The organism is Paenibacillus sabuli (assembly GCF_014705605.1).
Classification (GTDB): Bacteria; Bacillota; Bacilli; order Paenibacillales; family Paenibacillaceae; genus Paenibacillus_D; species Paenibacillus_D sabuli.
In genome coordinates this window covers 1-20,723 of the sequence record NZ_JACXIZ010000027.1, presented here as the reverse complement: position 1 = coordinate 20,723, position 20,723 = coordinate 1, and the positions used below count along the sequence as shown (strand labels likewise).

Genomic DNA, 20,723 nt, shown 5'->3' with positions numbered 1-20,723 from the left:
ACACGAGCTGCCGCTGTGCGCACTGCGAGCGTTAGGCGGGTTGTCCGATGTCTGGAAATGGTGTATTCTAAAGGCTGAACCGATCTCCAATGATTAGGGACGGGCGCGATTCCCTTGTCCTTAATACGGGTGGAGATTTTTTCATGTCGACTTTGAGAGGAGGGAGCGTGTCTTGCACAGCCGCAACCTGCGCCCCGTGCGCCAAAAGAAAGGCTTGTTTTTTGTGCTGGCGCTGCTGGCTTGCTCGGCGCTGCTCCCTTTTGCGCAGCCGCAGGCGGGCGGCGACGGCTCGGCTACCCCGGCCTTCGCTTCCGACCCCGGCAACGCGCTGCTCAAGGCCAGCCGTCCGTTCGGCGGATCGAAGTTCGTTTTTGCCGGCGGCATGACACTGGTGGCCGCGCTGCTCGGCGTGCGGCGCGAACGCCTTTTGCTGGCTTCGCCGCTGCGATCGCAGCCTGCGATTGCGCTGCGGATGCGCCAGCTTCTGCTGCGTCCGCTCAAATTTGCGAGCAATTACGTACGGTACAGGGTCGCTTGTCCCCGTCTGCATCGCATCGTCTATTATTCTTCGTAGAAGGGAAATCAACGACCCATGAATAAAGGAAGATTTTTAGGTTTTGTTTTTTCCATTGTGCTGGCTTTTGCCGTTGTATTGACGACCATGCCGACCGTGCTGAACGGGCTCAAGCTCGGGCTCGACCTCAAGGGCGGCTTCGAGATCCTGTATGAGGCCCAGACCGTAGACGGAGAGGGCACCGTCACGCGAGAAGCGCTGCGAGAAACCGCCAAAAGCTTGCAAAAACGCGCTGATGCGTACGGCGTGGCCGAGCCTGAGGTTACGCCGGAGGGCTCTGACCGCATTCGCGCCCGGATCGCCGGCGTCTCGGACGAGGAGACGGTGCGCGAAATCATGAAAAAGCCGGCCGAGCTGACGTTCCGCAGCATGCGGGGCTGCGAGGCCGACGCGGGCTTTTGCAAGGTCGAGCTGACCGGAACCGATTTCAAAGAAGGCGGCGCGGATATTTACCAGGATCAGATCGGCCAGTGGACGATCACGATCTCGCTCAAAGATGCCGCCAAATTCGCCGAGGTGACGCGCGAGATTGCGAAGCTGCCGCAGCCGACGAATGCGCTGGCCATCTACCTCGACGACGAGCAGCTGTCGGCGCCGTCGGTGCGGGCCGAGATTAACAGCGATCAAGCGATCATCGAAGGCAATTACAGCCGCGAGGAAGCGCGCCAGATCGCCGACGTCATCAACCTGGGCGCGCTGCCGCTCAAGCTGACGGAGAAATACACGCAATCGGTGGGCGCGACGCTCGGCCAGCAATCGCTGCAGCAGACTGTTACGGCAGGCGGGGTTGCCTCGGTGCTCATTCTGCTGTTCATGCTCGTGATGTACCGGATGCCGGGGTTAATTGCGAGTGTTACGCTCATCGTATACAGCTGGGGCATCCTGCTGCTGTTCTATTGGATGAATGCGACCTTGACCTTGCCCGGCATCGCCGCTTTCGTGCTCGGGATCGGAATGGCCGTCGACGCCAATATCATCACGGCCGAGCGGATACGAGACGAGCTGCGCAGCGGCAAGAGTCTGCTCTCGTCGCTCAAGTCCGGCTCCAAAAACTCGTTCCGCACGATTCTCGACGCCAACGTGACGACCATTGTCGCCGCCGCCGTGTTGTATTACGTCGGCACCGGCGCGATTCAAGGCTTTGCGCTGACACTGATTTTGAGCAATGTGCTGAGCATGATCACCAACGTCTTTTTCTCGCGGCTGCTGCTGCAATTGCTCGTGCGCAGCGGCATGTTCACCCGGCCGGGATTCTACGGCGTCAAGGAAGCGGATATTCAGTCGCTCTCCAAGCACAAGAACGGGGCGAACGCTTACTATAAAATTTATGATTTCATCAAGCACAGCCGATTGTTTTTTGGTCTCTCGTCGGTCTTGACTGCCGTCGGCATCGTCGTGCTGCTGATCGCCAATTTGAATTACGGCGTTGATTTCAAGGCCGGGACGAGCCTGGATATTTCTTTGGGGCAATCGATCACCCACGACGAGGCGGAACAGATCTTCAGCGAGGCGGGATTCGAACCGGCGGTCATCACCGTCGGCGGCGCCGACGACAGCCGGGTATCGGCGCGCTTCGATCAAGTGCTGAGCTCGGACTCCGGAGAAGTGTCGGCCATCATGGATGCCTTCCGCGCCCAGTACGGCGACGATGTCTCCTCCGAGGAGAACACCGTCGATCCTGGCATTGCCCAGGAGCTTGGCATCAAGGCGATTATTGCTGTCGCGCTCGCCAGTGTCGGGATCATCATTTTGGTCAGTCTGCGTTTCGAGTGGCGGTTTGCGCTGGCTGCGGTTATTGCCCTGTTTCACGATGCCTTTATGGTCATCACCGTGTTCGCCGTCTTCCGGCTGGAGGTCAATCTGCCGTTCGTGGCCGCAGTGCTGACCATCATCGGGTATTCAATCAACGATACGATTGTCATCTTCGACCGGATTCGCGAGAATTTGCGGTTTGCCAAGTTGAAAACCTACGAGGATCTCAAGCAGGTGGTCAACATGAGCATTTCCCAGACGCTCGCGCGTTCGATCAACACCGGCATCACTGTGCTGGCGGCTTCGCTCATTCTGTTTATTATGGGCGGGGAGACCATCAAGCTGTTCTCGCTGGCGATGACGCTGGGCATGGTATTCGGCATCTACTCGTCGATCTACATCGCGGCGCAGCTGTATGTGCTGTTCAAGAAAAACGCGATCGGCAAGGTGAGCAAAAAAACCGATACGACGCCGGTCGAGCAGCCTTAACGTTTCGCGCCATGCGACAGACTTGCCTGTCTTTTTACGACAACGCCCCGGTGCCTTTTGGCATCGGGGCGTTTTTGATAGACTAGCAAGGACAGGGTTGCGTCTTGGCGCAACTGAACGTGAAGCTGCAGGAAGGGAAGCTCAGTCATTGCGGAACAGGGCGCGAATGTCTTGCTTGCTCCAGGCGCCGGCCGCTTCCGCCTCGGACTCGAGCAGACTGCCGAGCAGCTTCCTTTTGCTTTGCTGCATCGCCAGCATTTTTTCCTCGATCGTGCCGCGTGCCACGAGCCGGATCACCTGCACGGCGCGGGTCTGCCCGATGCGATGGGCGCGGTCCTCCGCCTGCTGCTCGACCGCCGGGTTCCACCACAGATCGTAGAGCACGACCGTGTCGGCGCCGGTCAGGTTGAGCCCTGTGCCGCCGGCTTTCAGGGAGATGAGGAAGACGTCGCGCTCGCCGTTGTTGAAGCGGCTGCACAGCGCGAGGCGCCGCGCCGCCGGCGTCTCCCCGTCGAGCGCAAAAAACGGGACGCCGCGCCGCCCGAGCTCGCGAGCGATCAGCTCCAGCATGCTCGTAAACTGCGAGAAGACGAGCAGGCGCCGCCCGCCGGCCCGGCAATCGTCGATGAGCGCGAGCAGCTGCTCGAACTTGGCGGAGCTGCCGCTGTAGCCTTCGACGAACAGCGCCGGATGACAGCACAATTGCCTGAGCCGCGTCAGACCGGCCAGGAAGCGAATGCGGCTGCGCCCGAAGTCGTCCTCCTCCAGATGCTTGAGCGTCTCGTAGCGCAGGCGCGCCAGATACGCGGCATACAGCTTCTTTTGCGCCGGCAGCAGCTCGGCGGACAAGGTCGTCTCGCGCTTGTCCGGCAGTTCCTGCAGCACGTCGCGCTTGAGGCGGCGCAGCAGGAACGGGCGCGCGCGCCGCCTGACCTTGTCCGCGGAGAGCTCGGCGAAGATCCGCCGCTCGGGGAAGAGACCCGGGAAGACAGCCTCGAAGATCGAGCGCAGCTCGTCCAGCCGGTTCTCCAGCGGCGTGCCGGTCAGCGCGAAGCGGTGCTCGGCGCGGAGCCGCTTGACGGCGCGCGCGGTCTGGGTCGAATCGTTCTTGATCATCTGTGCCTCGTCGAGGATCAGGGCATGATAAGGCTGCTCGGCATGCTGCCGGATATCCTGGCGCAGCAGCGGATACGAGGTGATCAGGATCTCGTACTCGGCCGCCCCGCGCAGGAGGGCGCGGCGCGGCGCCGCAGGACCGTCGACGATGGCCGTGCGCGCCTCCGGCGCGAAGCGCTGCAGCTCGCTGCGCCAATTGTAGAGCAGCGAGGCCGGACAGACGATCAGCGCCGGAGCGCGCCGCGCGCGGATGTCCTCCAGCAGAGAGGCGAGGAAGGCGATGCTCTGCACCGTCTTGCCCAGCCCCATCTCATCGGCCAGGATGCCGCCGAATCCATATTGCGCCAGCGTCTTCATCCATTGGTACCCGCGGATCTGATAGGGCCGCAATTGGCCGCTCAGCCCCGGCGGGAGCGGATGCTCAATCGCCTGCGGCTCGTCCAGTCGCTGCAGCAGCTCCTGCATGGACGGCGCGAGCCGCATGAGCCGCTCGTGATCCTCCACGGCGGAGAGGCCCTGCGCCAGCGGCAAGCGCAAGCGCGGCGCGGGCTCCTCGGGCGCAGGCAGGCCGACGTCGTTGAGGAAGCGGACCAGCTCAGCGAAGGCCTCGCTCTCGAGCGGCAGCAGCGCGCCGCTCGAGAGCCGGTGGTAGCTGCGCTTCTCCGCGAGCGAGTCGAGCACACGCTTCACGTCGTCGTCGGAGATGCCCTCCAGCTCGAAGCGCAGCTCCAGCCAGTTGGTGCGTTCGTCCCGCGTCACGGCAATCCGGGGAGGCGGATGCTTGGCGATGACGCGCACCTTGACCGCGGACGTCGCGTACAGCTTGGCCAGCTCCTCCAGATGCGGCACGACATGGTACAAGAAGTGGAATTCGCGCGGCTCGTCCTGCATGACGTAGCCGCTCTCGGTGCGGGTGAAGCCCGCGCCCTCCATCAGCTCGAGGATGCGCGCCTCGCGCTCGCCATCGCGCATGAACATGCGGCGGCGCTCACCGTCGCGCGTCTGCTCGGCCTCGAGCGGATTCATGACGAGGTCGCCATACTGAAATTCGACGGCGGCGAGCAAGCGCTCGCGCACTCGGTCGAGGTAGATGCGCGCCTCCAGCGGCAGCGTCTCGATGCGCTGCGCGATCGCGCGTGCAATCTGCACATCCCCGAGCCGCATCAAGGCGGGCACGACGTGCTCGACATAGGCGCCTACCTGCGCATACGGAATCGGGAGCGCCTCGTGCTCGGCCTGGCGCAGCAGCGTCTGCAGCTCCTCCAGCTGCCGGAGGGTCCCCGGCGCGAGGCGGATGAAGCGATTGTCCGCCAGCGCCATGTCGTAGGCCTCCAGCAGCAGCAGCGCACGCAGGCCGTGCATGTGCAGTACGCAGCTCTCGCGCTCGTCGCCCGCCGCGAATGCGAAGCGGACGGGGAGCGGGCCATTGTCGATGGCGAGCGTGTCAAATTCACGGTCCGCACTGTATAGCCTGACATGCGGCAGCGCGGCCAGCAGCGGCGCTGCCGTCTCCCAGGCATAGGGCGGCAAGCGAAGCAGGGACGGCTGCGCCACCTCGCCGCTGTACAGCGCTCCGGCGGCCTCGCGCTGCAGTCGCTCATTGCGGGAGACGCCGCACAACTGCTGGATCAGGCGATCCTCGTCCGGTCCGAAGCAGTGCTGCGCGGGCAGGTAGGTGAAGTGCCGCGAGCAGGCATACGGCTCGCCGCGCGCATAGGCGGTCAGGAAGGCGCGCAGCTCGGGGACGGCGTAGCGCTTGTCCGGTCCGATGCGCAGCTCCACGCCGATCAGTCTGCGTCCGGGTCCGAGCGGATCGACGCGCAGGGCGAATTCTGCCTGAAGCGGAGCGCGCAGCTCCATCTGCGAGCGGCCGCCGCCGCTGCGGCCCTTGGCGCGGAAGAGCTCCAGCATACGCGCGGCCAGCGTCTCGGGCTCGCCGCCGATCAGCGGCTGCGCCTGCTGCGTTCCGGTACGCGCGTCCGCGTCTGCCGGGACCGTCGAATCCGCCGCCTGCGTCTCGTGCCGCTGCACGAGCATGATTTGCCGCAGCGCGGCGGCGACATGCTTGCAGGCCTGCGCGAAGGCAAATTCCGTCGAGCAGCTGCAGGTTGTCGTCACGCGCGAACCGGGCTGCAGCCTGATCTGCACGCGATGGACAGCGCCGCGCTCCCGGATCGCGGCCGCGTAGATGCTCTCGCCCTCGGCGGCGCGCGGCGGCTGCAGCTCGACCTTGCCCGCCCGGCAGGCCGCCTCGCCCTTGCGCCAGGCGGTCTGATCGCAGAGCGAGCGAATGAGGGAATCGTTCAGTAAAAAGGTCATACCGCACTCCTTGGCAGTCAGAATGAATCGAAATAAGTCCTCGCAGTATACCTCATGGACTCGCTCGAAAGCCGGGCGGCCGGCCGGCCCGCTATGCACCAGCCCGCTATGCACCAGCCCGCTGCGCTGCGGGCTGGTCTGCGTGCTACCAGGCCCGGCCGTATTGGCGCGGCGGCTCGGGCTCGACACCCAGCTCGCGCGCCGCGCTGCGCGGCCAGTACGGATCGCGCAGCAGCGCGCGGGCAAGGAAGATCAGGTCGGCGCGCCCATTGCGCAGAATTTCTTCGGCCTGAAGACCGCTGGTGATCAGGCCGACCGCGCCGGTCGCAATGCCCGCCTCGGCCCGGATGCGCTCGGCATAAGGCACCTGGTAGCCCGGATACACGTCGGGCGGAGCCGGCACGACGCCCCCCGAGCTGACGTCGATCAGATCGACGTCCTGCTCCTTGAGCCAGCGTGCAATCCGGACATAGTCCTGCGGCTGCATCCCGTCCGGATGGTAATCGTTGGCGGAGATCCGCACGAGCAGCGGGCCGTTCCAGACGCGCCGAATGCCGTCCACTGTCTCGCGCAGCATCCGGTAGCGCCCGGCCGCGTCGCCGCCGTATGCGTCCTCGCGCCGGTTGGCGAGGGGAGAGAGGAAGGCATTAAGCAGATAGCCGTGCGCGGCATGAATCTCCAGCACGTCGAAGCCCGCCCGGATCGCCCGCTTGGCGGCCGCGACGAACGCCGCCACCGTCTCTGCGATCTGCGCCACCGTCATCGCTTCGGGCGTCTGCGACTGTTCGTCAAAAGCTACAGTCGAGGGGCCCAGGATCGGTCCCTCGACCTTGGCCTTGCGCCCGGCATGGGCGAGCTGGATGGCCGCCTTGGCGCCGGAGCCGTGGATGAGCCGCACCAGCTCGGACAGTCCGGGCAGCTGATCGTCCGTCCATATGCCGAGATCCTGGTCGGAGATCCGGCCTTGCGGCGTGACGGCGCTCGCCTCGAGCATGACGAGCCCGACGCCGCCGACAGCTCGGGAGGGGTAGTGCACCCGATGCCAGTCGGTAGCCTGACCGTCCTTGGCGGCACAGGAGTACATGCACATCGGCGACATCACGATCCGATTCTTCAGCGTCGTGTCGCGCAGGGTATACGGGGAGAACAACAGCATGGCTCCACATCCTTTATCTGCATTGATAATCGAGCTTGTCCTCCATTATACCCCAGGTAGCCGGCGCCGACAAAAGCCACGCTGCTCAGACGGCTGCAGTCGAATGCGGTATCAAAACGTAATGCCATGCCCGTGTCAACCAACCATAAGGTCAAGTGAATGTGACGGGCGTCGCGTCGGCCGGCTCGCCGCCGGGCAGCAGGCGGCGCAGCGGCTTGACGGCCGGTCCGGACAATACCTGCCCGTCCGCATCGAAGCGCGAGCCGTGGCACGGACAGTCCCATGTGCGCGCGCCGTCGTTCCACGCGCATTCGCAGCCCATATGCGTGCAGGTCGTATCGACGAGGTGGAGCTGGCCGCCCGCATCGCGGTAGGCTCCGGCTCGCTTGCCAGCCAGCACGACGGCTGCGCCTTCCTGGCGGCGCAGATGCCCAGGATCGCGGTCGGGAAAGGTGAGCTTGCCGGCGAGCAGATGCTTGGCGACATCGGCGTTTTCCTTGACGAGCGCTTTTAGATCGGGATCGATGCCGAAGCGGGCCGGGGTGACGAGCGTCGCATACCGATTCTCGACGCCGAGCAGCAGATCCCGCAGTAGCAGCGCGGCCGCCGTGCCGCCGGTCATGCCCCATTTGCGCAGGCCGGTGGCGACCCATACGTCAGGGTGGCCGGGCGAGAGCGGCCCGATGTACGGCAGCTTGTCGAGCGTCTGCCAATCCTGAGCCGACCAGCGATACGGAATCTGCCGCACGCCCAGCGTCTGCGTCGCAAAGCGCTCGAGATTGGCGAAATGAACGCTGGCGGGATCGCCCTGACCGGTCTGGTGGCTTTCGCCGGCGACGAGCACCATCGGCTGGCCGTCGATCGTGACGGCGCGCAGCGAGCGCTTGGGCTCGTCTACGCTGAGGTACATGCCGCCCGGGAACGGCTGCTCGGGCTGCACGGCCATGATGTACGAATGCGCCGGATGCATCCGCGCAAAATAAAAGCCGCCGCCGTCATAAAACGGATACTGCGAGCAGGCGATGACCTGGCGGGCGGTGATCTCGGGTCCGTGCAGCGCGCGAATCAGCGGCCGCCCGCCGCGATGCTCGAGCTTGGCGTCAATGCGCGTCTGCTCATAGATGCGCCCGCCGGCCTGCACGATGCGCGCAATCAGCCCGTTGAGGTAGCGTACCGGGTGAAATTGCGCCTGTCCGGGCAGCTTGAGCGCGCTGGCCGCCAGGCCGGGGAGGGGGACCTCCTCCAGCCACTGGCCTGGCATGCCAAGCTGCTGGTACGTCTCGAACTCCTTCATCAGCTTGGTCGTCGCGGAGGCGGAGGAGGCATACAGATACGCATCCTCGTCGGACCATTCGCAGCCGCCAGGCATCGCGGCTGCGGTGCGGCGCATGAATTGCAGCGCTGCGTCCTGCGTCTCATAATACAGGCGGGCGTTCTCGATGTTGAAGTGGGCCGCGAGCTCGCTGTAGATCAGATCATGCTGCACCGTGACCTTGGCGGTGGAATGACCGGTCGTGCCATGCAGCACCCGATTGCCTTCGAGTACGACGACCTGCTGCCCCTGCTCGGCCAGCAGGCAAGCCAGCGTCAAGCCGACAATACCTCCCCCGACGATCGCATAATCGGCATCCTCGTGTTGGCGCAACTGCGGGAATTCCGGCGGCGGCGCAGATGCCGTCCAATACGTCATTTGATCAGACATGATGCATCCCTCCTTTTGGCCTAATATGAGTAAAATTGCCCTTTTTTAGTCATCCATTTACCGAATGAACGAACTTTGTCGCGTCCTCCTTTCAGGCCGGCCTATTTGTGCGTCCCTATTTTTTGTGTTCCTATTTTAATGAACCGAAATAACGGGTAAATCGTATTGGACAAGACGATATCAATTCGCATCAATCGAGTCGCTGAAAAAGGAAGCCAACGAGAGGGGACGCGTACATGACGAAGCATTTTACATTGACGGAAGCCAATCGGCTGCTGCCTGAGCTGCAGCGCGACCTGAAGGAGCTGCAGGAGCTGGCGCGGGAGATGGAGCGGCAGATGAGAGAGTTGAAGCTGCGCAAAGCCAAGCAGCAGCCCTCTGTCAGCGGCCAGAGCGCAGACCTGGAGCCGGACTCCTTTTTTGAACAGGAGGGTCGCATTGAATTCATGCAGTTGGAAGCGGAGATGAAGGTTGCCAATTTTGCGCGCAAGGGGGTCATGCTGAAAATGCTCGACCCGGGCTTGATCGACTTCCCATCGGAGCTGAATGGTCAGGAGGTGCTCATCTGCTGGAAGGAAGGCGAGGAAGCGGCGACGCATTATCATAGCTGGCGTGACGGGTATGCGGGGCGTCAGCGCCATCCCGAGGCGGGCGAGGACTGAAGCGGGCTGCCGTGCGCCGGCTGCAAGATCGGACCAGTCCGGAAAAAATGTCCAATTTCCCGGCAGCTGGTATGAAGCGGAGTGGCGTGGCCCGGAATTGCAAAGACGTAAATTTCCCTATCTGCTCTGCGCTGGATTGGCGCTGTTGCTGCTCGTCCCGCAAGCTGGCTGGGCGACAGCAGCGGAGGCGTCGGAGGATGGAACAGCATCGGAAGCGGCGCCTCAGTTACTTTCGCCGGCGTCGTCAGCAACAACGGGACCAAGGCGACGCCTTCGCTGCAAGCGGACATTCTGGGCGACTGGCGGGAGGAGGTGCTCCTACCGACGACGGACAGCAACGAGCTGCGCATCTACAGCACCACGATTTCGACCGAGTACCGGATCTATACGCTGATGCACGATCCGGTCTATCGGATGGGCATCGCTTGGCAGAATACGGCCTACAACCAGCCGCCGCATCTTGGTTTCTTGGTTATTACTTGGGCGAGGATATCCGTGGGCCGCCACATTCGCATGGGCGCCCCGACAAGCCGGATAAACCGATCGACAAGCGTTGATCGAGGACCCTGGCGCAGGCTTAACCGCTGCTGCCAGAGGTAAAATAGAAGCAATCCACTTCAACCATAATCGAAATCGAATTTTATTTTCTCTCCAAAGGAGCGATGTACGATGGGGAATTGGCAGCTGCCCAGCCTGGGAAAAGTAAATCTCGCCTCGATTGATCCGCAGGACAAGGGGAAATTCAAAACCAAACGCGACACCGGCAAGGAAATGAATCGCATGCGGGCCGAGTTGCAAGACCTGCAAGAAAAGCTGGCGGCTCGGCGGGAACGGGCTCTGCTCATCGTGGTGCAAGGGATGGATTGCAGCGGCAAGGACGGCGTCATTCGAGAGGTTTTTTCGGGCGTCAACCCGCAGGGCATCTCGTCGTACAGCTTCAAAAAACCGACCGCGCTTGAAAACAGCCATGATTTTTTGTGGCGGGTGCATCGTCATGTGCCGGAGCTCGGCCAGATCGCGACCTTTAATCGCTCGCATTATGAGGAGGTGCTGATCAACCGGGTGCACGGACGGGTGTCGGACGAGGAAGCCTGCCGCAAGTTCGAGCAAATCAATCAATTTGAATCGCTGCTCGTCGATAACGGGGTAGAGCTCGTCAAAATCTTTTTGCACATTTCGCCGGAGTTCCAGCTCAAGAAGCTGCGCAAGCGAATCGAAAACCCGCACAAGCACTGGAAGTTCGACCCGAGCGACATTGAGGAAAGGCAGCATTGGGGCCGGTACCAGGCCTACTATGAAGAGGCGATGGCCGCATGCAGCACCGCCAAGCCCTGGCATGTCGTGCCCGCAGATCACCGGTGGTATCGGGACTATGCCGCGCTCAGCATTACTGTTGAGACGATGCGGCGCATGGAGCTCAAGGCGCCCGATCCGATACCGGGAATGGAGAAATACTTGGAGCAGCTCAAGCCGCTCATTTGATCGATCCGAGCGGCAATCGCTTCGAATGCACGCTTCAACTGCACTCTAAGGACTGCACGCGCCTTGCCGACTCGCTTTTATGAACTGGAGCGATCGCGGTGGGCGGACAAGTAGCCGGATTGTAGCCGGCTTGCATTTGCGAGGTAAAATTTGCTGAACGGATGCGATCCCAAAAATTGTGTTCTGCTGAAATCCTAGTACTTCTTCACAAAACCCGTATTTTGTACATATGTCGCTAAAACTGATTAAAGCCTTTATATATATATATGTTCATATGGATTGTGTCACAATCATAAGATTCATTTTTGTCGACTATTTTGTCACTGCCCATGTCTTCACCTAAAAAAATTATTGCTTTAACCTTGTTACAGATAATGTTACGTTGATTCTAAAGGATTTGATGACCTGATTGTTACAGAAAAAATGGAGTTGTCAAAAAAAGTGCAGTTTGAAAACACCCCATACAGAAATCCCGATACTAAGCTGCTTGACAGCATTCTTTTGTGATAAATATCTGGGGCCATCCCCCTCTGGATTAGAGGTGTAGATCCGCTGTCTGTTGTAGTAGACCTGTCTATGGAGTTGATGCTGCAATAACTGTAGGTCTCCGAGAGAAGTGCATCTTTTCAAAGTCACTGTTCAGTTTTCTTGTAGTTGCGAACGGACGCTCAGAAGAACCAACAGGCTTTATGAAATAGCGAACATCTGATTTAGGCTCAACTGTTTTCTTCTTAAATAGATGACCTACCTCAAGTTCAAACTTTGGTACTTTATGTACTTCGGCATTTTTAGCATAACTGTCAATATTTTCAATGACTCCCTGAAGCTCTTTACGCGTTAGTGCATGACTACTTACTTTTCCGATATCGGCAATAACCTTCTTCAAAGCTTCTTGATCTTCAACTAACACGCCCCACTCATGATTCTGGTTTAGCCCGCTGTCTGTGAAGTTCGCTGAAGTGATTATGCCCCTGATCGGGACTCCATTCATATGTGCGATATAAATCTTTCCATGCAACTGGTCATCTACATGAACACGAAAAGCAACAGAGTTTGTAACACAATTGATAAGGAACGAGTGCAGAGAATTTTCCTTTTTCAGTAAGTCAGGGTCATTATCCTTTAATTTTGTTACCAGAACAACCCGTTTAACTTCTGAGTTAGCAATAATTTCGTCAAAGAAAACATCAAAAGATTCCATTAGAAAAGGACTGACAATATGCAACTCATCTGCTCCAGCAACAAGTCCCTTTAACTCATTAAAGTGTCTGGAATCAATGTTATTCAGTATCCTCATTTACCCTCTCCCTATCTGCACTAATGTTCTAACCTATATTAAGTACTTGGTGGTTCGATAAATGGAAACCCTGCAAACTCACATTTATTCTGCATATTCATATCACTTGTTACTAACAGAACATTTGACTTTGGATGTATTCTTACAACTTCAACAAATGAAGCTAATATCCTGTCATCTTTTACTTCTCTATCGAGCCAACTTAAATTCTTATCAAAGTTCGGTTCCATTGCCATAGTTCTTAACGTACTGATACCTCTAGATAAGGTCACCCCTTCAATTAAGCTACCTCTGTTTCTATAACCTTTTATTCTGCGGAGAATACCTAGAGCTTTCTCTCTAACATCCTGATTCCTGTGAGTTACCTTTAGATCTTCAAGCTCTGCTAATACTGTTGGTAAAAGTAAGATTTCAAATTGTTCAAGCCCATCTATTCTCCATGAATCAAGTTCAGGGTTGGTTAAGAGTCCATTAGTATCGACTACTAAAATCGAAGAGCCTGATTTTGCATCATATGTTTCAGTTAGCAGTCTTGAGATTTCTTTAAAGTTTTTTTGAACTTCAAAATACGCTTTACTCGTCTGGCTTAGATATGTCCTCTTCTGATTAATTACCTCAAGCAGTGATTTTGTGTAGTTCGATAATTCTTTCAGGGTTTTTGAAGGTTGATTAATCAGAATAATCTCAACCTTTTCTATTAAGGTATTATATTTAGAATTTATTTTGGACTGTAACTCCTTACCATCATCACTTAACTCACTCCAGACATGGCTCGGTCCAACTACTGCTATATAACTATTTCGGTATCTCGTATCAATTAAACCGCAATGTTCAATTAAGAAGACCCGAAATAAGCTCAGTAAGTCTTCAATCTCAACATTTATACTTTCAATCACTGTTTTCAGAAAGAGTCCCCCTATCTGCTTTTAGTCTCTCCAAATACGTCACAACAAGCTGTGATATTCCTAGCATTAATTCTGCTTCGTATTGATCAAGTGGCACAGTTGCGAGATTACCGTTTTCTTTCAGTTTTGAATTTCTGTGATGCCCGACCTTATTGAGGTATGTCGATACACCTGCCAATAACCCTGCAATACCAGCTTTTTTCTGAGGTGTGATATCTAGGAGTAGTTCTTCCCATACTTTATCGCTGTATGGTCCACCACGCTCTTTACCGAAATCCATATATGATTCAATGGTCGAAAGACATTGACGTAAAGCATCGTAAGTCTTACCTCTTTGCATATGTTTCCTAGCATCGTTAAGAAATTCAAAAGCTTGGAGCCAACTCTTGTCGTCCAATAACGATGGCGGTAACGACAAGCCATATTTAGTCGAATACCCAAAATGCTTGATGAAAGAGATCCAATCCGTTCCAGAGAAGCGAACACGTTCTCTTCCTATGATCGGGACCATCTTGTTACCATTTTCCGATATCTCAACAATGGCTTTCACTTCGATGTCAAATTCAAGATCACCATTCCTTACCCTCTCTAGGGTGGATATATCGTTGGAGTCAAATACCCAATCCCAACTGTAGTGACTAGGGTTCTGATTAAATACCCAAAGTGATGTTAGTATTTGTCCGACAGTCTTTTTGATAGCACTATAACTCGACTTTGCACTTACCTGAATATCAAATACATCCTGAAGGCGACTAAATTGGTCAGTCAACGAAATATTAACAAACTGGATAGTATCTTCATATATACGCAAGTCAAATCCAAGCTTAATCCGAGAGTTGTTGTTGTTCAGATGATTACTGTGCATCGATGACTCGACCAAATTTATTGTATACATAGGCTAACACACTCGCTCCTTCCGCGTTATCAACTCAATAAAGATAAAATCTATTTCCACTATGATCTCAGTGAATTGTATATGATTCCAAATAACTTCATGTTCAACTTTACCGAAAGGAATATAAATATTATGCTTGTTACTATAACGAAGGGCAATACCTTCCAAGATATAATTAGCAGTAGGGATACCAAAAAGATAGCTATAAATGCAAGAAAATTAAATCCTCCTAAGGCACAGAAAAACAAATAGTTACTTTTGGAGAAAACATCACTCACCTGGGTCGGAACAGTTGCTTCTGGAATCTCAAAGGGCGGTACCTCAATTACATTATCTTTTGATTCCTTTTTATTCAGCATGCATACTATTGATATCTCAGTTCCATAGGAGATTTCGTTATTTCCTAGTGGTTGCTTTACAGATATAATGTGCGTGATATCCTCATCTTCTAAAGGGAGTATTTCAGCATTTAGTTTGCGACCATAAATTTTAATTGATGCGCCTGTTTTATTAATTCTTGGCGGCTTTTGGTCATGACTTCCCTCTATTTTACACATCAGAGTTAGCTGCCGATCTTTGTGAATTAACTTTTTTACACTAAACGAATAGTTTTCCGTTTCTACCTTAACACCTTCAAGTTCAACACTCTGCAGGTCTCCCCAATAAGAAGAATATTTATCAGATAAAATAAAGCTAAAGCCGCAACTCTTTAAAAAATCTCTGAACGATACCTTTTGGCATCCTTCGTCTCGGCTGATTTCTTCCTCCCATTTTTCTAGTCCCTCTGGAATCCAACGTTCATTCCATGTCAGTATTCGATCATACAACTCTTTGATAAAATTAAGTGTCTCTTCGATGTTCCTTCTATGCTTAATCATGAAGAATATAATCAACGCTAGTATGACTACTATTAAGAGAACTAGCAACGCTAAATTATAGAGTAAAATATCAATGACAGTCCGTATTACATTCAGTATTAAAGTCAGATCTTCTCAACTCCCTTATTCGTAGAACGTGCCATTACTTTGATAGATCACTATTGTTAATCTTGAGTAGATTCAAGTTCTCGGTTAACCCAAACAATCGCACCTCGCTTGTTTTCGTGATCGAGTTGGCAGTCAAAACCATGTTTTCTGTAGAAATGCTCTGATCTGTCGATGTGATCCCAGTCTACTGATGAAATCCATCCGGTGATGCCCCTGATCTGCATCTGTTGGACAAGTTTCATTAAACCTGCCATCATGATCGAGCCATAACCCCTGTTAACCCGATCTCCTTCAATTTTGATATCTGCGATTTCCATATGTTTGTTGTCTACATGGATATGGACGTTCGAGTCCGGCACTCTTACCCCATCCTTAGAGATGACCTTCACCCTTAAAGTAATGATCTCATCATCCTGACCATCATCATACATTAGACGATAAATCATGACGGTCTCCCCAAATCGGTTCTGATCAATATGAACGACTTTATGTCCATCCCTTTCTAGATTGGTCGTGTGCCACCTGACTTCATACTCAACATCGCCCTTTTTCTTCAATGGGATAGGTTTGTGTTCCATCTTCAACATAGTCAACGGTTCGCTACCTCCAAACAAATCCTGCAGTACCTCGGAGATCTTAAAGGTTTTATCATCAATAGGGTTGTATTTCTTCTCCACATTATCACTCTCTTCTGCATAGCTATTCGTTGAATCTATAATAGTAAATATTCTCCACTTCCGGTTTGAATACCTCCCTCATTTCGACCAAATTCTACATAGAATACAAAAGGCAAGTGACTTACGGCTTATTATAAAACTGCCTTCATGATTTTATAAAACGGACTTCGGTGCAGCTAAGCGGGTTGCAACTTTTGTAAATAGAATTTGATTTTTATATCCTACTCAATATTCGGCATAAGTGTCAACGCTCACGCATTATGTCGGTGAAAGAATCACCGTCAATGACGTGAGCGTTTGTGCGTCAGGCACGACAGCGGCCTGAGAAGCCTAACGCCAATCCTACGTGGGGGCGGAAAACGGCAGGTTACCCTGCCGTCCCCCGTTGCCGCTCCATATCGGTGAGCACGCGGCTAATCTGCATCTCTTCTACCACTTCCGTCTCGTTTCCTTCAGCCTCAAATAGAATCTGGCTGCAGATCTGGTTCACCACACGCGGCAGACCCTGGCTCGCCGCATAGAGCATCTGGATGGCGCTTTCGGAGAAGACCGGACGCTGCAGTTTGGCGACTTCCAGATGGTGCCGGATATAGGCAGCCGTCTCCTCCCGGCTCATGCCGCCCAAGTGGTACTGGATGCCAATGCGCTGGCTAATCGCCTCATATTTCTTGAGGCGCAGCCGCTTGCGTAGCTCCGGCTGTCCGGCGAGCAGCACCGGAAACAGCGAGCGAGCATCCATCTGGTGACTCATCACAAAGCGCAGCTCTAGCAGCATCGCTTCGCTCATCTCATTGCGCATCGGATCCAGCGAACGGAACAAACGCCTGAGCAGCGCAGACTTGCCGCTGCCCACCTCACCGGTCAGCACGCCGAGCAGTCGGTTTTCCACGGCCAGCAGCATTCGGGCATACGCCTCGCGGTGTCCCTGGAATTCGTAACAGGCATCCAGCTCACGGGTGAAGGGGCGAATCGTCATGCTCGCTCACCCCCTTTGCGCCGCGCATACTGTACGGTGTCTTCCTGCCAGGCGGCCTGTCGCTTTTTCTCCGCCAGTTCCAAAAACGACAGGGATTCTTCCGGCGCTTCGGCCATCTCCGTCGGCAGCTGCTCCTGCTTCGTCCGACTTCGCCGCCGCGTCATCTCGAGCGGCACGGCATCGGCATACCGCTTGTCTTCGTACCACACCTGCAGCTTGGTTAAATCAAAGGGGTCGTAGCGCAAGGAAATCCGTTTGCCGGCAAGCGCCGAATCCACTTCGTAGATGTTGCGACTGAGCTGGATGCAGCCGGTCTTGTCCACCGAGCGCGCCTCCTCCCAGAGGAATAGCTCGCTGAGTTCCTCGAGCGGCTTGCGCTTGCGCGGCCGTTCACTGGCTTCAAACCGTGCTTTCGGCGACTGCTTCGTGCTGCTATGCTCGCGCGCATGGTAATAGCCGTCCAGCCAAATGCGCAGCGCGGCATTCAGCTCCTCAAGCGTCGTCACTTCGCCTCGGTCAATGAGCGCCTGCACTTCCGGGCGGAAGCTCGAGTCGACGAATTAGAACAGGTGTTCGACCTTGCCGCGTCCCTGGGGCCGGTACGGGCGACTGTGGCTAAGCCGGATGCCAAGTCGCCCGCAGATGCGCGCCAGATGGTGGGCGGAGAAGGCAGAGCCGTTGTCACAGTAAAAGGTCTCGGGGATGCCATGCTTCAGAATGGCCTTCTTGAGGCTGTCCTCCAGCCGCGGCAACTGCTCATCCCAGTAGATCTGCGCGTGCAGCACATAGCGGCTGTAATCGTCGAGGATCGCCAGCAGGATCGTCTTGCGCTTCTTCTTTGGCTGCTTGGGATCGGGCAGGTAGACGAAATGCTTGAAGTCGGCCTGCAAGAGCTCCAGAATGTCGCGGGCTTCGAACCGGCGGAACGTGCCGGACGGCGAGGCGTCCATGACCTGTCCTCGGCTGGCGCCGGCGCGGCGTAAATGCCGGGCGAGGGTGCTAGGGGCGACTTGGCCGGGCGCAGCCAGGCCGCCTTCGACAAGCAGAAAGATCAGTTGCTCCACGCTTCGCGCCGGGCGCTCCAACCGGAGCCGAATCGCCTGCTGGAGCACGGCGGCGTCCAGCTTGCTGAATATTTCGGTACGGGAGAGCATTTGTGTTAATGAACGAGAGCCACTGTGTTAGTGAGATAGAGCCACCATGTTAATGGAGAGAGCCACCCCGATGTGGGATGGCTCTGTGGGGCGGGAGGCCGTCAGGCGTGAAGGCCTTTGCGCTTGCGCATGGAATCCTCGCCATCGATCATGATCTCGTAGGAGTTATGCACGATCCGATCCAGGATGGCGTCGGCGATGGTGTTTTCATGGATCTTCTCGTGCCAGCCAGCAGGGGGAATTGCGTGTACATAAGCGGTATCTCCTGGTTGCGCCGGCACGTCTCGCAGTACTCGTTCCAGAGCAGGCTAAGCGTGACGCCGCTTTTGGCCAGCTCCCGGTGAATGTACTCACAATCTGGTACTTTCCGAGACTGCGCCTCGCGTTGTGCCTTCTCCGGGAACAGCAGGAGCTGCAGATCCGCATCTGCGATGTCCTCCGGCAGCGGCCATGCCACCTCCTTTTCTGCGGCCCGACTGAGAACGTCGGATACCGTGTTGCGTGAGCATTGGCAGCTTGATGCAATGCTCCGCTGGCTTAAGCCCATGCCGCTAAGCCGAATGATCTCTCGATACTTGGTCAATGAGGTAATCTCCCTTGATGGATTTGTGCGCTGCTTCGAGCGGCACATTCCTCCATTTTACCGAATATTCCGGCAGGTGGCTCTCCCCATTAACAACGTGGCTCTATTCGATTAACAAGGTGGCTCTCACTCATTAACTTGGTGGCTCAATTAGCGTTAACTTATTCATGTTGCCTGTGGAAAACTCGAAAAACCCGCTAAAATATAAGGATTTCACTTATCCACAGGTGCCTACAATTGGGATGCAACTGTCGAAGCCGGGCCTAACCTGTTCCGTCAATGGATATGAAAAATCGCCGCTTTGCTTCCGTCAACGGAAGTAAGCGGCGACATCCAGCGGGATCAGGCGACTAATCTGAAGGTTGCTCATCCCTTGTTCCGATTCCAAAAGGACGCGGGCCCGTTTTACAAGGTATTGCGGCGTCAGCCTCCGTCTTGCAAGGCGTTGAAGAATTTCACGCTGTTTGTCTGTGAGCTCAAGCGGTCGTTTTTTAGGTCCTGTATTCATCTGACACCCCTCCTGATGGGTCGGAAGTAAGCTCTTACTTCCCCTTACCCTGTTTTCATCAGTTGGGAACTGTTGGATATTTTCAGCTTTTCAGTACTAGTACATCACTTAACGGAATATTTCAGCCAAATGATAGTTCGCAGAATATGGTCTTCCTTTTTGTGTCCTTCTCCCAGTCTCAGCAACAAAAAATAAATTGCTTTTAGCTCTTGATGACAACACATAAAGTAGTTTTTTTGAAATTTCATTTTCATCTATTTCCCGAGAATAAATGTTATTCCAATGAGGTATAACTCCCCATAAGAGGCTTATCCCTATTACCGTATCATATTCGAGCCCCTTACATTTGTGTGCGGTAATAAAAGTTACACCTCCTGCCTTAGCAAACCCATTTTTGTATACAGAGATGGAATCCCCTAATCCATTCTTACTTTGCTTTCTCAGACACTTATTCTCAAAGTCCGCGTGTTCTTCAATTATTTCTGGATATTCGCTAATATCAATGTTCAACTTGTTAAAGAAGTATCCGAATCCTTCTTTTAAATATTCAATTCCTAACACAGAAGTAGAAGTAAAGGAATTAGTAATCTTCAAAATTCTTTGCAAGCTGAGATTCAAATTAGATATATGAGGTATTTTTTCAATTAGTATTTCAAGAAGATTATTAGCCCACCTCATTCGTTGTACAACTTTATCAGGTGCTGGGGTTGACAAAATTAGTTTTGAAAGATGATAAAATAAATTATTGTCATCCCTGCAGAGTGGTGATAAGCCTGCAGCATCCAACGGTAGTTCTGGAGCTATTCGTTTTACAGATCTGGCCAAACTTATTAACGGTTGTCGTTGAGGTGCAATTACAGCTATTTCTCTATATGGAATACCATGATTATTGTGTAGATCTAATATCAAATCTTTTATATGTTGAGCTAAGTTGTCAAGGCTGACATCCCGATTAAAAGATATAAATGAAGCTGTATCTTTATTAGGTCCTTTAGCCTCAATTGGTTCTCCATAAATTTGAAAATTTCTATAAACATCAATGATTTGTTGGGATGATCTATAGTTACCATTCAAACTCTTCTCCTCAACAGGAAAGCCACCAATGCATTCTTGTATTTCTTGTCGAGTTTTCGAGATCCCTCCAAGTGTTTGATAGATCCCTTGATTGGGATCTCCAACTATTAGTAATTTCGTTTGATCCCCACTTGCTTTTATTATTTCACCTATGATTAAATATTGTAATTCCTGAGTATCTTGATACTCATCAATAAGTATCCATTTAAAAATTGTCGATAAGTTTCTTGCTATTGAAGGGTTATCTCTTAATATTGTATATGAATAATAAAGAACTAAATCAAAGTCTACGAGGTGATCATTCTTAATTGTGCGATCATATTCTATTAGAGCCTGTTCAAAAAGCCCTTAGATTCAGATAAAAAAACAAAAATGCACCGAAGCATTAAATGGTAAAATGGAGGTATCCCGACCAC

17 protein-coding genes and 3 pseudogenes are annotated in these 20,723 nt (G+C 54.3%); 5 read left to right on the top strand and 15 right to left on the bottom strand.

Annotation, left to right across the window (positions count from 1 at the left end; all coding sequences use genetic code 11):
• Positions 1–172: 172 nt before the first annotated feature.
• Entirely contained in the window at positions 173–574 is a 402-nt protein-coding gene (locus tag IDH44_RS16025) for a hypothetical protein (RefSeq protein WP_190919344.1), read from the top strand.
• A gap of 18 nt (positions 575–592) precedes the next feature.
• The gene (gene secD, locus IDH44_RS16020) at positions 593–2,815 is read left to right on the top strand and encodes a protein translocase subunit SecD (RefSeq protein ID WP_190919342.1); all 2,223 of its coding nucleotides are present in this window, start codon (positions 593–595) and stop codon (positions 2,813–2,815) included.
• Between the two features lie 141 nt (positions 2,816–2,956).
• Here the strand turns inward: secD and IDH44_RS16015 are convergent, their stop codons facing one another.
• From IDH44_RS16015 to IDH44_RS16005, 3 genes are all read right to left on the bottom strand, one after another.
• The gene (locus IDH44_RS16015) at positions 2,957–6,250 is read right to left on the bottom strand and encodes a DEAD/DEAH box helicase (RefSeq protein WP_190919340.1); all 3,294 of its coding nucleotides are present in this window, start codon (positions 6,248–6,250) and stop codon (positions 2,957–2,959) included.
• A gap of 145 nt (positions 6,251–6,395) precedes the next feature.
• On the bottom strand, positions 6,396–7,406 hold the full coding sequence (namA, locus tag IDH44_RS16010) for an NADPH dehydrogenase NamA (RefSeq protein ID WP_190919338.1): 1,011 nt from the start codon (positions 7,404–7,406) through the stop codon (positions 6,396–6,398).
• 151 nt (positions 7,407–7,557) lie between these two features.
• Positions 7,558–9,108, bottom strand: a complete 1,551-nt coding sequence (locus IDH44_RS16005; protein ID WP_190919336.1) for an FAD-dependent oxidoreductase — start codon at positions 9,106–9,108, stop codon at positions 7,558–7,560.
• A gap of 236 nt (positions 9,109–9,344) precedes the next feature.
• Here IDH44_RS16005 and IDH44_RS16000 point away from each other — a divergent pair, with 236 nt between their 5' ends.
• The 3 genes and pseudogenes from IDH44_RS16000 to IDH44_RS15995 all read left to right on the top strand — a co-directional run bounded on the left by IDH44_RS16000 (position 9,345) and on the right by IDH44_RS15995 (position 11,252).
• A complete protein-coding gene (locus tag IDH44_RS16000) occupies positions 9,345–9,770 on the top strand; it encodes a DUF2203 domain-containing protein (RefSeq protein ID WP_190919334.1) in 426 nt (141 codons plus the stop codon).
• 243 nt (positions 9,771–10,013) lie between these two features.
• A pseudogene (locus tag IDH44_RS26650) lies at positions 10,014–10,370 on the top strand (rhamnogalacturonan lyase family protein); the annotation flags it as partial.
• Positions 10,371–10,439: 69 nt separating this feature from the next.
• The gene (locus tag IDH44_RS15995; protein ID WP_190919332.1) at positions 10,440–11,252 is read left to right on the top strand and encodes a PPK2 family polyphosphate kinase; all 813 of its coding nucleotides are present in this window, start codon (positions 10,440–10,442) and stop codon (positions 11,250–11,252) included.
• Between the two features lie 574 nt (positions 11,253–11,826).
• Here IDH44_RS15995 and IDH44_RS15990 read toward each other — a convergent pair.
• The 12 genes and pseudogenes from IDH44_RS15990 to IDH44_RS27440 all read right to left on the bottom strand — a co-directional run.
• Entirely contained in the window at positions 11,827–12,549 is a 723-nt protein-coding gene (locus IDH44_RS15990; protein WP_190919331.1) for a restriction endonuclease PLD domain-containing protein, read from the bottom strand.
• A gap of 38 nt (positions 12,550–12,587) precedes the next feature.
• Positions 12,588–13,445, bottom strand: coding sequence for a PIN domain-containing protein (locus IDH44_RS27215; protein ID WP_190919329.1), 858 nt, complete (start codon positions 13,443–13,445; stop codon positions 12,588–12,590).
• Positions 13,438–14,319 (bottom strand): hypothetical protein, encoded by an 882-nt coding sequence (locus tag IDH44_RS15980; protein WP_190919328.1) that lies wholly within the window; start codon positions 14,317–14,319, stop codon positions 13,438–13,440. The genes IDH44_RS27215 and IDH44_RS15980 overlap by 8 nt, the downstream gene beginning before the upstream one ends.
• 89 nt (positions 14,320–14,408) lie before the next feature.
• Positions 14,409–15,227, bottom strand: coding sequence for a hypothetical protein (locus IDH44_RS15975; protein ID WP_190919326.1), 819 nt, complete (start codon positions 15,225–15,227; stop codon positions 14,409–14,411).
• Between the two features lie 164 nt (positions 15,228–15,391).
• A complete protein-coding gene (locus IDH44_RS15970; protein WP_190919324.1) occupies positions 15,392–16,012 on the bottom strand; it encodes a GNAT family N-acetyltransferase in 621 nt (206 codons plus the stop codon).
• Between the two features lie 367 nt (positions 16,013–16,379).
• On the bottom strand, positions 16,380–16,988 hold the full coding sequence (locus IDH44_RS15965; RefSeq protein WP_190919322.1) for an ExeA family protein: 609 nt from the start codon (positions 16,986–16,988) through the stop codon (positions 16,380–16,382).
• Positions 16,985–17,521 carry a Mu transposase C-terminal domain-containing protein gene (locus IDH44_RS26640; RefSeq protein WP_317890196.1) on the bottom strand — a complete coding sequence of 179 codons (537 nt, stop codon included), beginning with the start codon at positions 17,519–17,521 and terminating at the stop codon, positions 16,985–16,987. Before IDH44_RS26640 ends, IDH44_RS15965 begins: the two co-directional genes overlap by 4 nt.
• A 27-nt stretch (positions 17,522–17,548) precedes the next feature.
• Positions 17,549–18,142: a DDE-type integrase/transposase/recombinase gene (locus tag IDH44_RS26635; protein ID WP_223869738.1), complete on the bottom strand. Its 594-nt coding sequence runs from the start codon at positions 18,140–18,142 to the stop codon at positions 17,549–17,551.
• Between the two features lie 101 nt (positions 18,143–18,243).
• A pseudogene (locus IDH44_RS15955) lies at positions 18,244–18,378 on the bottom strand (ATP-binding protein); the annotation flags it as partial.
• A 657-nt stretch (positions 18,379–19,035) separates the two neighbouring features.
• Positions 19,036–19,233, bottom strand: coding sequence for a hypothetical protein (locus tag IDH44_RS15950; protein ID WP_190919321.1), 198 nt, complete (start codon positions 19,231–19,233; stop codon positions 19,036–19,038).
• 108 nt (positions 19,234–19,341) lie between these two features.
• A complete protein-coding gene (locus IDH44_RS15945; RefSeq protein WP_190919319.1) occupies positions 19,342–20,307 on the bottom strand; it encodes an ATP-dependent helicase in 966 nt (321 codons plus the stop codon).
• A gap of 78 nt (positions 20,308–20,385) precedes the next feature.
• Positions 20,386–20,637 (bottom strand): annotated as a pseudogene (locus tag IDH44_RS27440) (UvrD-helicase domain-containing protein); the annotation flags it as partial.
• Positions 20,638–20,723: the final 86 nt, after the last annotated feature.